Below are 13802 nucleotides of genomic sequence, written 5' to 3'. Positions count from 1 at the left end.
GAAGGGCCCCTTTTTTCGCCGCGACTTGGCCCATTATTGCTCTGCGATTGACACAAACAGAGAGGTCAGTGCCCCGTGCAGCGGCGCGGCAAGATGAAGACCTCGAAGATTGACACAAATCAACGAACACATTCGTCCGGAGGGCTAGGTGTAAATACGCTAGGCAAGAAAAGAATGGACGCATGTTTAAATCAAAGCAGACAAAATGGGTTGTTGGGATGCGCGCGGTGACAATCGCCGTCGCGATCTTGGCCATACTTGTCTCTGCCTTGGCGATGTCACCAGACATCAATCATCGCGTTCTGTTCTCACACCCTGCCGTGGCTTCAATGTCTGACACTGATGTCGCAGATCACGGCTCGACGCTGCCTGCGCCAGACACGAAATGTCATGTCGGACATAGCTGCACTCTGGTGATCATGCCCAGCAGCGAAATTCTTTTGGCAAGTTTCGATAGTGCGCCCGATTTCTCTCCAGTAACGGGTTACCACTCATCCATCTCCGGATACCTGCCGTTCCATCCGCCTCGCATTCTGTCACAGATATAACCGCCAGCACCGGTTTCTGGTGCTGCTTTAAACCATGTGAAAGGAGCGAGAAATGTTCGCTGAATCAAAAAGGCTGAAAACAGAAGTCTCGCGTCGTGACGCCGAGAAAAAACTCATCGAGTGCCATGGTAATCTCCTGGGGTTTCTTCGCAAACGGCTGAATTCGCCGCAGGATGCCGAGGATGTCTTTCAGGATTTCTGCGTCAAAGTGCTGCGCAGTCACGCCTCGGTCAAGAGCGGTGAGCGACTGGATGCTTGGCTGGGAACTGCGCTGCGCCATACCCTCATCGATCACTATAGGCGCCGGGCAACCCGAAATAGGGGGGCCGAAGCGTATGCCATTGAGGTCAAGGTTCTGGCGTCAGGGATGGAAGAATTTGAGGAACCAGCCTGTAGTTGCGTTGCTGCAGCGATGCAGAAGTTAGAACCAGCACAGTCCAAATTGCTGACGCGCCTGGAATTGCAGGACCAACCGCGCAAAGCGGTCGCAAATGAATTGGGGATTAGCCTGAATGCCTTGGGAGTGCGGATTCATCGGATCAAAGCCGCGTTAAAAGAAAAGATCGCCGAGATCTGCCCGATCTGTGGCGACGGCCGATTCATGCAATGCGACTGTGATCATTCTCGCGCTATACCGTCCTTGTCGATCCCGCGCCGGGCTGAATCAGTGGCCGAAATGTAAGGATCAGTCACAACGTGCGTCTTCAGATCATCAACGACACGAGTTGGGAAGTGCCAATGATTGGCCGCCGCGATGTTCCCTTGGGACCACTGTTTCAACGTGGGCTGAAACCGCGCACCGAAAGGCTCGTCTCAAAGCAATCTAGGAAGTTCACTCGTGAAATTGCCGGGTAGGCCAGATCAAATAAGCGACGACGAACTTGAAGCGCTGATATGCGACTGCCTTGATCTGCTTTTGCCGACGTTACAGCCGGAACAGGCAATGGTTGTTCGCGCGATCGATGTTGAAGGGGTGTCTCCCCAGTCGGTTGCAGACACGCTGGGGTTCAGCTTGAGCGAGGTGACAAAGTATCTCGACTCAGGGCGGCAAAGTCTGAAGGACCGGTTTGGTGAGATGCGGATGATCTGCCCAGAACACGGTCTGGCAGGGTGTGACTGCCATCTGAAGGGTGATCCAGAAATTTGAGTGGCGCGCAGTCTGTAATGTCTGACCGCTCCGAGCGTCTACTTATATAGAAGCCAATTCCTGATGGAGGACATAAACATGCAAACGAAGACGCACTCTCAGACCACAAACGCTGAACCGAAACAAGATGGCTGTTGCTGCGGGTCGTCAGCGGGCGCCCCGAAAATCTCTGCCGTTGAACACGGCGCAAAGCCGGCACCGGTGAAGCGTGAAAATGTAACCAAGGACACATCTGATGTGCAGCCAAAAGGTTGTTGTGGCGCGCACTGACCCTGTTGAACCCGGTTATTTCTACTGACCCCCAGAATTTAAGGAGACCTGACATGACATTCATTATGCTTTTTCTGGCAGTTGGCCTGTCCCTCTTGCTTGCAGGGCACTCCCTCCGACGGCGGGCTGAAATCACATCTTTGGCGCGGGTGAAATACTCCGCCAGGAACCCCGCAAGCACATTGAAGGACCAATAATGATGTTCAGAATTTTCACAACCGCAACTGCGGCTTTACTGATGACGACCGCGATGGCGGTCGCTCAACCCATCGTCTTTATACCGGAGGGCAGTGCCGACACCGTGCGGATGATTGATGCCGCAACTGGTGAGACGATCAAGCGGATAACCGGGCTTGAGGCGGTTCACGGCCCCTCCGGTGCCGTTGGCGTGCCATATCTCGTCGCGGGCAGCTATGCCGAAACCGACCGTGCGGAAATTGCTGAGCTGACCCAGCCCGAAGGAGTTTCCGAAGATGAGCACGTAGCGCATCATGCGAAACCTGAGAATATACAGATTGGGCCGGCAGACGCGGGTATCAGCATTCTCAGCGTTCTGGACGCGGCAACGGGCGAGATTATTCGTCGGATCGAGGTTCCAGGGGCAGTGCACCATACCGCTGTTTCGCCGGATGGCCGTTTTGCCGTGGTGGCACATCCTTCGGGTGACGGGATTTCCGTTATCGACCTGACGACCTTCACGCTGACAGCTTTCGTGCCGACGGGCAGTATGCCCAACTATGCAGCCTTCGGGTCAGATCCCGGCGTTGTCTATGTCTCGAACGCGGGCAATGGAACGGTCAGCGAAGTCGATCTGGACCGCGGGATCGTCCGGCGCAACATGGTGGCCGGCATTGCGCCCGAACACTTCGTCATCGACCCTGATAAGGCTATGCTTTATGCGGCGGACGCAGATGCGGGCGACGTGATTGAATTGTCGCTGAAAGATGGCACCGTTACACGCAGCTTTGCCATCGGTGGCGAGTTGCATGGGCTGGATCTGTCGGATGATCGCGCGACCTTGTTTGTCGCCGGTCGTGGCGAAGACAAGATTGCGGCGGTTGCGTTGGCTACTGGGGCCGTCACCTTCTCGCCTCTGTCCCCCGAACCCTATCACCTGACCAACATCCCCGGAACCGGCACATTTTATGTCTTGTCTCGGGCGGAACCAATGGTCTGGATCGTCGATGAGGCGACGCTGGCCGCTGTCGGCGATTTCCAGGTCGAAGGAGAAGGGCATCAGATGGTGGCGCTCCCTTAATGAATTCTAGGCGGCACCCTTTTCCACTGTGAAAGGACATTGATCATGGCAAATATTTTTATCTTTTTGATTTTGGCCACACCTCTTCTTGCGTGGGCGCGCGCGACGCTCAGTGCGGACGATCTGTGCTCAGGTCTACAGGAACTGAAAGGGTATCCGTGATGCAGACCAGTATTCCGAACACGCGCGAAGCATGGCGAGAGGGGCGGGGTCCTCTCCGGCGCAAACCGGAGACCGTTGCCCGTATAGAGCAGCTTGCCGAAGGTGCCCTTTTGGTTAAGCCCGATCGTGCAACCGACTTATTCCGCATGATAGAAGCCGCCGACGCCCTGTGTTCGGCAGCTATGTGGACCGTCGTGCATATGACCTATGCCAATCGGGTCGATCTAAGCGGGGCACCGTTGCCTGCTGACGCCTTCAAAGATACCCCGGAAGGCCATACTGGCGGGTCCTTGAACATGGTCCCGGCTTATGTTGGCTATCTGTTGGCAAACGCTTTGTCCGGCGTGACTCGAAGCTGGCTGATGGGGCAGGGCCACTGCGTGGCAGCCATCGAAGCTGTCAATAGTCTGACGGGGGATGTCTCGCCGGCACAGAAGGGGCACTATGGCGGGTCCGAGGCGGGACTTTCCCGTCTGGTGAAAGATTTCTACTCGCACGCGATCACTGCCCAAGGTACCCCTGCAGTGCCACTTGGAAGCCATGCGGGACCGAACACGGCCGGTGCTATCTTGGAAGGTGGATACCTCGGCTTTGCGGGATTGCAATATATTCACATGCCATTGCCGGGTGAACGGCTGGTGGCGTTTCTGAGCGACGGCGCATTTGAAGAGCAAAGAGGCTCCGACTGGTCCCCCAGATGGTGGCGCGCAGAGGACAGCGGATTTGCGGTTCCTGTCATGATCCTGAATGGCCGACGTATTGAAGAACGAACCGAAATCGCCCGCAGTGGTGGTGCTTCGTGGTTTGCTAAGGACTTGCGGCACAATGGGTTTGAACCGATTCGGGTGGACGGGGGTGATCCTGCTTCAATAGCTTGGGGCATCCTGAAAGCCGAAGGTATGCTCACGCGGTTCTCTGCCGATCCTGACCATCGTTACCCTGCGCGGCTGCCCTATGTTATTGCTGAAACCGTCAAAGGATATGGGTTCTACGGCGCAGGAACCAACGCGGCGCATAATCTGCCGTTGCAATCCAATCCACGATTTGACAGCGCCGCGCGCGCCGCTTTCAACCGTTCGGCAGGCAAGCTCTTTATTCCAGCGCCAGAAATAAAAAATGCGGTTGCGACGCTCGCAACGCACGAAGAGCAAAACAGGGTTCTTGAAAGCCAACATGCGCTGGCGCACAGAAATCCAGATGCACCAGTTCTGCCGGACCCAGAATGGGCGCGTCCCGAGGCTAAACCCGCGTGTGCGATGCACGCGCTTGACCGTTGGTTTGTCGCGCTCATCGAGGCAAATCCAGAATTGCGGGTGCGGCTAGGTAACCCGGACGAGTTGCGCAGCAACCACATGGGAGCAACGCTGGGCAAGTTGCAGCATCGGGTGAACTCCCCTGAATTGGGCAACTCCGAAGCGGTGGACGGAAAAGTGATCACCGCGCTGAACGAGGAAGCTATTGCTGCCGCCGCGCTTGGCAACAAGGGCGGGCTAAATCTGATTGTCAGCTACGAAGCCTTCGCCATGAAGATGCTGGGGGGATTGCGGCAGGACATAATTTTTGCTCGCCGCCAGCGTGAACTAGGCCATGCCCCACGGTGGATATCGGTGCCCTTGATTGTAACTTCGCACACATGGGAAAATGCCAAGAACGAGCAATCGCATCAAGACCCAACCATCGGCGAAGCACTGCTGGGTGAGATGTCAGACACCGCGCGGGTGCTGTTTCCGTTTGATGCAAATTCCGCTTTGGCGGGTCTTAAGTCAGTGTATTCACAACGCGGGGGAATTGCCTGTCTGATCGTATCCAAACGCGATCTGCCGCATAGGGTTTCAGGCGCGCACGCCGAACAGATGATTGCTGATGGTGGCGGCCATATTACGGGTGATCTGGCGTCCGCAAAGGTGCAATTCGTCGCGATCGGTGCCTATCAACTGTCCGAAGCCTTGAAAGCCTGCCGAAGGCTTGAGGATCACGGCGTTGCCGCCTGCGTGACCGCCATAACAGAGCCTGCGCGCTTTCGTACTCCGCGCGATCCGCTTGAGGCATCTTATACTGCCAGCGACGCTGCGCTTGAATCTTTGTTTCCCAAAGGGTTGGCGCGGGTCATTCTAACCCACACGCGACCTGAGCCCATGCTTGGGTTACTCCGGCGTATCGACGCGGGCCCGCATTCGACCATTGCGCTTGGGTATATTTCGCGGGGCGGCACGCTTGATGTGCCCGGCATGTTGTTTGCCAACCGTTGCACCTGGGCGCATGCCACCGATGCGGCGGCCCGGGTCTGTGGGCTGTCGCGCGAAGAATTTCTCAGTCCTGATGAAGTGGCGGCGTTAGATGGGCAGGGCGTACCGGAGGTTCTCACGCACCCTGACACAAAAATGGAGGCTTCACGATGATGGCGGTTATTCATTTGGCACAAGACAGCGCATTCCCGCTTTTGGCATCGGACTTTGGCGGGTTTCTGAACGTTGAAGCAAACCGGAGGTTAGTCGCATGACTCAATTCAAACAACCTTCTTTGCGGTTTCTTGGCGCAGCCGGGACCGTCACCGGATCGCGCTATTTGATCGAGGCAGGTCAGCGTCGAATTCTGGTCGATTGCGGCCTATTCCAAGGCTTCAAGCAGCTGCGCCGGCGCAATCGCAGGCCGTTTCCGGTGCGTCCGAGCATGATCGACACGGTGCTGTTGACCCATGCGCATCTGGATCATTCAGGATACATTCCTGCGCTGGTCCGAGCGGGGTTTGCGGGCAAAGTTATTTGCACGGAAGCAAGCCGTGAGCTGTGTGGCCTCATTTTGCCAGACAGTGGCCATATTCAAGAGGAACAAGCGCGCTATGCCCGACGCAAAGGCTTCTCTAAGCACAAAAACCCAACACCGCTTTATACGGTGAAAGACGCCGAGGCCGCATTGGGGCGGTTCCAGACCGTGGGTTTTGATAAAGTTGTTGACCTTGGTGATGGAATATACGCGACATTCATTCCGGCGGGTCATCTTTTGGGCGCGGCTCAGATCCGGTTGTCCATTGGCGGGACGACGTTGCATTTCAGTGGTGATCTGGGGCGTCAGGTCGATCCCCTGATGCGCCCTCCTCGTCGATTTGAAGGGGCCGATGTTCTGGTCTGCGAATCCACTTATGGTAACCGCTTACACGACCCTGTCGATGCCGAGGCTGAACTCGCCCCGATCATGAAACGGGTTTTTGCTCGTGGCGGTACGGTGTTGATCCCGTCCTTTGCCATCGGGCGTGCGCAGGGGTTAATGTACCATATCGCACGCCTGCAAAAGCGCGGCGACATTCCATATGTGCCTACTTTCCTGAACAGCCCGATGGCGGTAAATGCGACAGATATTTACCACCGGTTTCACCAAGAGCACCACGTCTCTGCCGAAGACTGCCAGCGCATGTTCGAGCTCGCGAAACAGGTCAATACCGTAAACGAGTCCAAAGAGCTCAACACCCGTCACGGCCCGATGATCATCATTTCGGCCAGCGGCATGCTGACTGGCGGACGGATATTGCATCATCTCGTCAGCTATGGTGGCGACCGCCGCAACGCGATCTTGCTTTCGGGATTTCAGGCTGGCGGGACGCGCGGCGCGGCCCTGGTCGACGGAGCAAGCCAGCTCCGTATCTTTGGGCGTGATATCCCAATTGATGCCGAGGTGATCCAGCTCAAATCTTTTTCGGGCCATGCAGATGCCGATGAACTTCTGAACTGGATGCAGGGGGCCAAGCAACCGCCGCGCATGACGTATCTGACACATGGCGAGCCCCATGCCTCGGATACCCTAAGGTTTCGCGTAGAGCACGAACTAGGTTGGCCCGCCTGCGCGCCTGAGCATCTGGAAACCATTCGTCTGGATCGGCCGACATGACGGAGCACTCAGATATGCTGCCGCTGTCGCGCGCCGGGATAGACACCTATCGCCAGCCGGTGGTCTACATGCATGAAGACTGCCACATCTGTCGTTCCGAGGGGTTCGCCGCCCTGACGCGTATTCAGATTGAGTTGGGAGACCGGGGGGTCATCGCAACGCTGAATGTTGTCTCGGGTGCAGATTGGTTGGGCACAGATACAGCCGCTCTTTCCGAAGCCGCTTGGATCGCGTTGGGTGCAACCGATGGCGCGATCGCGAGGTTTTCGCATTCTGAACCGCCGGCATCGACCTCGTCGATCCGGGCCAAGGCCTATGGTCAGACACTGGACCGGGTCGCCTTCGACGGCATCATTGCCGATACGCTGAACAACCGGCTTTCCGATCTAAATCTGGCGGCTTTTGTCACGGCTTGCGCTGGTGACCGGTTGAATCTGGGCGAAACGACAGCGCTGACACGCGCAATGCAAGCGGCAGGAGATACGCTGGACTGGGGTGACGTCCAAGTGCTGGACAAGCACTGCGTCGGCGGGCTGCCGGGCAACCGGACGACACCGATTGTCGTCGCTATTGTCGCGGCGGCGGGACACCTGATCCCGAAGACCTCGTCCCGCGCGATTACCTCACCGGCGGGCACTGCCGACACCATGGAGGTCATGGCACCTGTCGATCTGGACGCGCAGGCCTTGCGCAAGGTCGTTGAGGCTGAAGGCGGGTGCATCGTTTGGGGCGGCAAGCTCAATCTCAGCCCGGCGGACGATCTGCTGATCCGCATTGAAAGGCCATTGGATTTCGACAGCACCGGCCAGTTGGTGGCCAGTGTTCTGTCGAAAAAAGCGGCGGTGGGCGCAACGGATGTACTGATCGACATGCCGGTTGGCCCCACCGCCAAGGTGCGATCTTCTGATGCAGCGAAATTGTTGCAAGCGCGGTTAGCCGGGGTCGCGGCGGCCGTCGGATTGAGGCTTGGCGTGCACCAAAGTGATGGAACCGGACCCGTCGGTCGCGGCATTGGTCCGGCGCTTGAGGCGCAAGACGTCTTGGCGGTACTGCGAGGCGATAGGGCCGCGCCGGCTGATCTGCGCGACCGCGCACTTGATCTGGCCGGTATGTTGCTGGACATGGTGCCGGGCGGTATTGCCGGGGCAGGGCGAAACCACGCGGCTGCCCTGTTGGATAACGGTGCGGCTGTGGCAAAGTTCATGGCGATATGCGAGGCACAGGGCGGGTTTCATGAGCCACGCATCGCGCTGCATCGCGCCACCGTATTTGCCGCGCAAAGTGGTACGATAATCGCCATCGATAACCGGCTGATCGCCCGTATCGCTAAATTGGCCGGTGCCCCACGCCAGCAAAGGGCGGGGGTGCTTTTGCAGGCCGCAATTGGTGAAAGGATCAGCGCCGGCGATCCGTTGTTCGAAATCCACGCCGAAACCGCTGGCGAATTGGCTTACGCAAATGATTATACCGACAACCACTCGCAGGCCTTTGCAATCGAGGAGGCGTCATGAAACCTGTGATCCTCGCTTTCCCTGGCATGGGGCCCCTTGCCGCCGAACTGGCTCTAATGCTTGGGGCCGAACATTTGAAAATGGGATGGCGTCATTTCCCTGATGGCGAAAGTCTTGTGACCTTGCCGCCCGATCTGGCGGGACGCGACGTGGCATTGTTGGCAACCATGCATAACCCTGACAGGCTGGCTTTGCCGGTGCGCTTTGCGGCTGAAACCGCGCGCGATCTTGGCGCAAAAAGCGTTGGGCTGATCGCGCCCTATCTGGCCTACATGCGGCAAGACAAAAGGTTTCACCCCGGTGAGGCGGTCAGCGCCCCGTCATTTGCGGCCTTCCTGCAGGAAAGTTTTGACTGGCTGGTCACTGTTGACCCACATCTGCATCGCAATCGCGATCTTTCACAACTGTTCTCGATCCCGGCGGCCCATGCCGCCGCCGCGCCTGTCATCGCGGGTTGGATCAATGAAAACATTCCTGACGCGGTCTTGCTTGGACCTGATAGCGAAAGCCAGCAATGGGTGGCCGAAGTCGCAAAGCTGACGCAGCGCCCCCATGAGGTTTTGCGCAAAATCCGGCGCGGAGATCGTGCGGTTGATGTCAGCTTGCCCAAGAACAATGCGTTGCGGCAAGGTACGCCGGTCATACTTGATGACATTGCCTCTTCAGGCCAAACACTCGTACGTACTTTGACCCAACTTCGTGCGCTTAAGACTGCCCCCGCAGTTTGTGTTATCATCCATGCGGTCTTCGCCGGTTCAGCCTACGAGGACGTTCTGGCCGCAGGAGCCGCCAGGATCGTAACGACGAACACGATACCTCACGACAGCAACGAAATCTCGGTTGGATCATTGCTGGCGAAGGTCACGAGAACGACAGGTGCCAAGACATGGCAATTCCTTTTGCAATCTGGCCCCCAGAAGGGCGTTCCGAAAAACACACACTAATCCGGCAAGGACAATTCACATGACCCAGCACACCCACGCCCAAAAATCGCAGCCTGACGCCGTGCCACAAAACGATATCATTCCGGCAGATTTCGCCGGACCTGTCTATACGTGCCCCATGCATCCGGAAATTCGACGGACCGAGCCCGGCGATTGCCCGAAATGTAATATGCATCTCGTGCCGGAAGGCAGCGCGGAAGATCACGGACATGGGCACCACGCGCATTCTCACGATCACAGTGCGGCGGCAGCACCGGTGAAAGGCGGTGTATACGATACCGTGCCCGCAGATTTCGACGGCGCGGTCTATACCTGTCCAATGCATGCAGAAGTTCGGCAGATCAAACCCGGCTCCTGTCCGATCTGCGGCATGGGCCTTGAACTTGAATCCGCCACAATGCTCGAAGACGGGCCCAATCCGGAATTGGTTGATTTCACGCGTCGGTTCTGGGTTGGTGCCGTGCTTACGATTCCGCTCCTGATCCTGACCATGTCGCCCTTTGTCGGCGCCGGTTGGATTCGCGATATTTTTGGCGAACGCACCACCCTATGGATCGAATTCGCCCTGGGCACCCCGGTGATCCTCTGGTCTGGTTGGCCTTTCTTCACCCGCGGCTGGACTTCATTTAGGACGATAAAACTGAACATGTTCAGCCTGATCGCGATGGGGATTTCGGCGGCATATGGCTTCAGTGTCGTCGCCATTCTGGCGCCCGGCATCTTTCCAGACGGCTTCCGCAGCGCGGATGGCCATGTCGGGGTTTATTTCGAGGCAGCGGCGGTGATCGTGACACTGGTCCTGCTGGGCCAGGTGATGGAGTTGCGCGCGCGTGAGGGCACGGGCAAGGCGATCCGGGCGCTGTTGGATATGGCGGCCAAAACCGCCCGTGTGATCCGCCCCGATGGTAGCGAAGAGGAAGTGGCCCTAGAGGACGTATTGGTCGGCGATCATGTGCGGGTCGTCCCCGGCGACAAAGTACCAGTCGACGGCACCGTCATCGAAGGTCATTCGTCAATTGACGAAAGCATGATTTCCGGTGAGCCAGTCCCGGTCGAGAAAGTCGCAGGCGACGCGGTCACCGGCGCGACGCTCAATGGCACTGGTTCGCTGGTCATCGCGGCGACACGCGTCGGCGCGGATACCATGCTAAGCCAGATAGTCGAGATGGTGGCAAACGCCCAACGCTCGCGCGCGCCGATCCAGAAATATGCCGATATGGTTGCGGGCTATTTTGTACCCGCTGTTATCTTGATCGCAATTTTGTCCTTTATCGGCTGGGCGCTTTGGGGAACGGAACCCGCCTTGTCCTATGGGTTGATCTCTGCGGTCGCCGTGCTGATTATCGCTTGTCCCTGTGCGCTTGGCCTTGCGACGCCAATGTCGATCATGACCGCCACGGGGCGCGGCGCGCAGGCGGGTGTGCTGATCAAGAATGCCGAAGCGTTGGAGCGGTTTGAAAAGGTTGACACGCTGATGGTCGACAAGACCGGAACCCTGACCGAAGGCAAACCGCGTCTTGTTGCGGTCCTACCAGAACCCGGTCACGACGAAGCCGAGGTACTGCGACTTGCGGCCTCGCTTGAGCGTGGCTCGGAACACGCCTTGGCCGAAGCGATCGTGCGTGGCGCTGAAGAACGCGGCGTAGAGATGGTCAAGGCAGAGGATTTTGAAGCTGTCACCGGCAAAGGTGTCAAAGGCGTGGTGGATGGCAAGGCTGTGGCGCTTGGAAACCTTGCCCTGATCACCGACATAGGGCTGAAAGCGGATGCCTTGATCGAAAAGGCCAACGCCCGGCGCGACGAGGGCGAGACCGTAATGTTCGTGGTCTTGGGTGATGCGATTGCAGGGCTGGTCAGCGTGGCCGACCCGGTCAAGGAAACGACGCCGGCCGCCTTGAAGGCACTGCGCGAGTTGGGCTTCCGGATCATCATGGCCACTGGCGACAATGAGCGCACAGCCAAAACCGTCGCAGCCCGACTGGGGATCGATGAAATCCGCGCTGACGTTCTGCCCGAAGACAAGGCCCGCATCATCAAGGAACTGCAAGCCGAGGGACACAAGGTCGCGATGGCAGGTGACGGCGTGAACGATGCACCAGCGCTGGCGCAGGCCGATGTCGGGATCGCCATGGGGACAGGCGCCGATGTGGCCATCGAAAGCGCTGGTTTCACGCTTGTGAAGGGCAATCTTGACGGGATCGTGCGCGCACGTCGCTTGTCGAAGGCCACAATGCGCAACATCCGCCAGAATCTGTTCTTTGCATTGATCTACAACGCTGCCGGGGTGCCGGTGGCGGCGGGTGTCCTGTTTCCATTCCTTGGGATTCTGATCAGCCCGATGTTTGCCGCGTTCGCGATGTCCGCGTCGTCGATCTCGGTCGTCCTAAATGCGCTACGCTTACGGCGTCTAAAGTTCTAGAGAAAAGGGGCAAAGCAATGCAACGACTGGCGCAGCAAAGGACAACATTGGTACTCGGCACTGCCATTGCTCTGACCAGCCTTGCCGAGGTCGTCTACTTGCTGCTCTGGGGGATGGTCCTGTTCCCCGGCGGCAGTTTGGCCGGCAAGGCCGTCTGGACTGCCACATGCGGAATCGTAATGGGGGCAGTCATCGGTGCGACAACGTTGTTGCTGGTTGAGGGGCGCATATCGGGCGCGGCCGCAATGATCGGGGCAGCCACTATCATGGCCGCCGTCGGTAGTTACTGCGCATGGCTCTGCAGCCGCATCGACGCGAAATTCGACTACTTCGGTGGACCGGAAAACGGAGCGCTCTTCATCCTCTCAGGCGTCATCCCGGCCATCGTAGGCGGCCTGATTTACGGTTGGTGGATCTATGGCCGAGGCGGAGGCGTCAGTCATGCTTCATGAACCTGCCCAGAAGGCCCGTTTGGGGCTGGTCCTGTCCGGTGGCGGGGCGCGCGGTTTTGCCCATCTGGGCGCCTTACGGGCGCTCAATCACCTTGGGATCTATCCGGATTTCATCGTCGGCGTGTCGATGGGTGCTGCAGTTGGCGCAACTTACGCGCTCAACGAGGATTGGTACGATGCTCTGATCGACATGGATATCTCCGGGTTTCCGCCGCTGCCAGACTTTTCGGCTCCTGGAATGATCAATTACGTCAAGAATCTTAGGGTCGCGCAGAAAGCCATTTCGGGGATGTATTTCGGCTGGGGCGTGGGACAGCCAACCGCCGACTGGGGTCGAGCTGTTCTGTCCAGGCTGACCCTTAACAAATCGCTCGATGCGGGCCGAATACCAGTATTTGCGACCGCGACAGATATTGAAAGCGGCGCGCGGGTCGTATTCGGATCAGGTCTTGCGACAGACGCGCTCTACGCAAGCGCAGCACTGGCTGGTATTTTGCCGCCCGCTGAAATCGACGGTCGCATACTGGTTGATGGAGGCTATTGCGACCTGGCACCGGTTGATGTGGTCCGCGATGCCGGGGCGGATGTGGTCATCGTTGTCGATGCCGCAACGAACCTCGTTCAGCAAAGGCCCGCCAACGGGGTTCAGGCAATGATCCGGGCGCTCGAAATTTGCCAAAACGAACATACGCATCTTCGTTTCAAATCTGCGGACCTTGTCGTGCGCCCGGTCATTGATCCGCCCGTTGGTGTTTTGGAATTCGCTCACAAGCGCCAATGCACGGCAGTTGGCGCTCGCGCGCGGACATTCTAAGGCTGACCCAGGGGCGCAAGCGAAGGAAACACAAACCCGCCATGTCCGAAGCCAAAATCGTCAAATTTGAAGGGAATAGATCATGACCATGACTAAAACATTCTCAATTGCGGTTCTCGTTGCGGCACTGGCAACGCCTTCCTTGGCTGAGAACCATAGCACTCCCATGGAGATGATGGCACCCGGCCTGATGATGCCCGAAATGAATGCCGAAGAAGGCCGCAGGTTATTTGTGTCAAAGGGCTGTGTCGTCTGTCATTCGATCAATGGGGTCGGTGGGACAGATGCACCGATGGGCTCTGTCGCAAAGTTTTTGTGTCTTTTTTCTGAGATGGAAATTTAACATCGGTTTTCACTGGGACGACGCAAAGGAAACGGGCGGAACGATGTTTGAT

Annotated in this window: 12 protein-coding genes; all 12 read left to right on the top strand. The window is 57.8% G+C overall.

What is annotated here, in order from left to right:
- Window positions 1–182: 182 nt before the first annotated feature.
- The gene (locus tag V7730_RS19570) at window positions 183–548 is read left to right on the top strand and encodes a hypothetical protein (RefSeq protein ID WP_335749260.1); all 366 of its coding nucleotides are present in this window, start codon (window positions 183–185) and stop codon (window positions 546–548) included.
- A gap of 52 nt (window positions 549–600) precedes the next feature.
- A complete protein-coding gene (locus tag V7730_RS19565; protein WP_335749259.1) occupies window positions 601–1230 on the top strand; it encodes an RNA polymerase sigma factor in 630 nt (209 codons plus the stop codon).
- 156 nt (window positions 1231–1386) lie between these two features.
- Window positions 1387–1695 carry a hypothetical protein gene (locus tag V7730_RS19560; RefSeq protein WP_335749258.1) on the top strand — a complete coding sequence of 103 codons (309 nt, stop codon included), beginning with the start codon at window positions 1387–1389 and terminating at the stop codon, window positions 1693–1695.
- A gap of 466 nt (window positions 1696–2161) precedes the next feature.
- A complete protein-coding gene (locus V7730_RS19555; protein ID WP_335749257.1) occupies window positions 2162–3223 on the top strand; it encodes a YncE family protein in 1062 nt (353 codons plus the stop codon).
- A gap of 161 nt (window positions 3224–3384) precedes the next feature.
- On the top strand, window positions 3385–5784 hold the full coding sequence (locus V7730_RS19550; protein ID WP_335749256.1) for a xylulose 5-phosphate 3-epimerase: 2400 nt from the start codon (window positions 3385–3387) through the stop codon (window positions 5782–5784).
- A gap of 97 nt (window positions 5785–5881) precedes the next feature.
- Complete coding sequence (locus V7730_RS19545) at window positions 5882–7267, top strand: MBL fold metallo-hydrolase (RefSeq protein WP_335749255.1); 1386 nt, start codon at window positions 5882–5884, stop codon at window positions 7265–7267.
- Complete coding sequence (locus V7730_RS19540; RefSeq protein WP_335749254.1) at window positions 7264–8778, top strand: thymidine phosphorylase family protein; 1515 nt, start codon at window positions 7264–7266, stop codon at window positions 8776–8778. Before V7730_RS19545 ends, V7730_RS19540 begins: the two co-directional genes overlap by 4 nt.
- Window positions 8775–9722, top strand: a complete 948-nt coding sequence (locus tag V7730_RS19535) for a ribose-phosphate diphosphokinase (RefSeq protein WP_335749253.1) — start codon at window positions 8775–8777, stop codon at window positions 9720–9722. Before V7730_RS19540 ends, V7730_RS19535 begins: the two co-directional genes overlap by 4 nt.
- Before the next feature lie 19 nt (window positions 9723–9741).
- Window positions 9742–12141, top strand: coding sequence for a copper-transporting P-type ATPase (locus V7730_RS19530; RefSeq protein ID WP_335749252.1), 2400 nt, complete (start codon window positions 9742–9744; stop codon window positions 12139–12141).
- Between the two features lie 17 nt (window positions 12142–12158).
- Window positions 12159–12593, top strand: coding sequence for a hypothetical protein (locus V7730_RS19525; RefSeq protein WP_335749251.1), 435 nt, complete (start codon window positions 12159–12161; stop codon window positions 12591–12593).
- The gene (locus V7730_RS19520) at window positions 12583–13407 is read left to right on the top strand and encodes a patatin-like phospholipase family protein (protein ID WP_335749250.1); all 825 of its coding nucleotides are present in this window, start codon (window positions 12583–12585) and stop codon (window positions 13405–13407) included. The genes V7730_RS19525 and V7730_RS19520 overlap by 11 nt, the downstream gene beginning before the upstream one ends.
- Before the next feature lie 82 nt (window positions 13408–13489).
- Window positions 13490–13750 (top strand): c-type cytochrome, encoded by a 261-nt coding sequence (locus V7730_RS19515; RefSeq protein WP_335749249.1) that lies wholly within the window; start codon window positions 13490–13492, stop codon window positions 13748–13750.
- The last annotated feature ends 52 nt before the right edge of the window (window positions 13751–13802 follow it).

Origin of the sequence: Sulfitobacter sp., from assembly GCF_036961165.1 — a bacterium.
In the GTDB taxonomy this organism is placed as follows: domain Bacteria; phylum Pseudomonadota; class Alphaproteobacteria; order Rhodobacterales; family Rhodobacteraceae; genus Sulfitobacter.
The sequence above is the reverse complement of the archived record's forward strand: the minus strand, read 5'-3'. Positions and strand labels throughout refer to the sequence as shown.

Excerpts from the sequence above, each read along its gene's own strand:
- V7730_RS19570 (WP_335749260.1), top strand. The coding sequence starts at position 183 with ATGTTTAAATCAAAGCAGACAAAATGGGTTGTTGGGATGCGCGCGGTG.
- V7730_RS19565 (WP_335749259.1), top strand. The coding sequence starts at position 601 with ATGTTCGCTGAATCAAAAAGGCTGAAAACAGAAGTCTCGCGTCGTGAC.
- V7730_RS19555 (WP_335749257.1), top strand. The coding sequence starts at position 2,162 with ATGATGTTCAGAATTTTCACAACCGCAACTGCGGCTTTACTGATGACG.
- V7730_RS19550 (WP_335749256.1), top strand. The coding sequence starts at position 3,385 with ATGCAGACCAGTATTCCGAACACGCGCGAAGCATGGCGAGAGGGGCGG.
- V7730_RS19545 (WP_335749255.1), top strand. The coding sequence starts at position 5,882 with ATGACTCAATTCAAACAACCTTCTTTGCGGTTTCTTGGCGCAGCCGGG.
- V7730_RS19540 (WP_335749254.1), top strand. The coding sequence starts at position 7,264 with ATGACGGAGCACTCAGATATGCTGCCGCTGTCGCGCGCCGGGATAGAC.
- V7730_RS19535 (WP_335749253.1), top strand. The coding sequence starts at position 8,775 with ATGAAACCTGTGATCCTCGCTTTCCCTGGCATGGGGCCCCTTGCCGCC.
- V7730_RS19530 (WP_335749252.1), top strand. The coding sequence starts at position 9,742 with ATGACCCAGCACACCCACGCCCAAAAATCGCAGCCTGACGCCGTGCCA.
- V7730_RS19525 (WP_335749251.1), top strand. The coding sequence starts at position 12,159 with ATGCAACGACTGGCGCAGCAAAGGACAACATTGGTACTCGGCACTGCC.
- V7730_RS19520 (WP_335749250.1), top strand. The coding sequence starts at position 12,583 with ATGCTTCATGAACCTGCCCAGAAGGCCCGTTTGGGGCTGGTCCTGTCC.
- V7730_RS19515 (WP_335749249.1), top strand. The coding sequence starts at position 13,490 with ATGACCATGACTAAAACATTCTCAATTGCGGTTCTCGTTGCGGCACTG.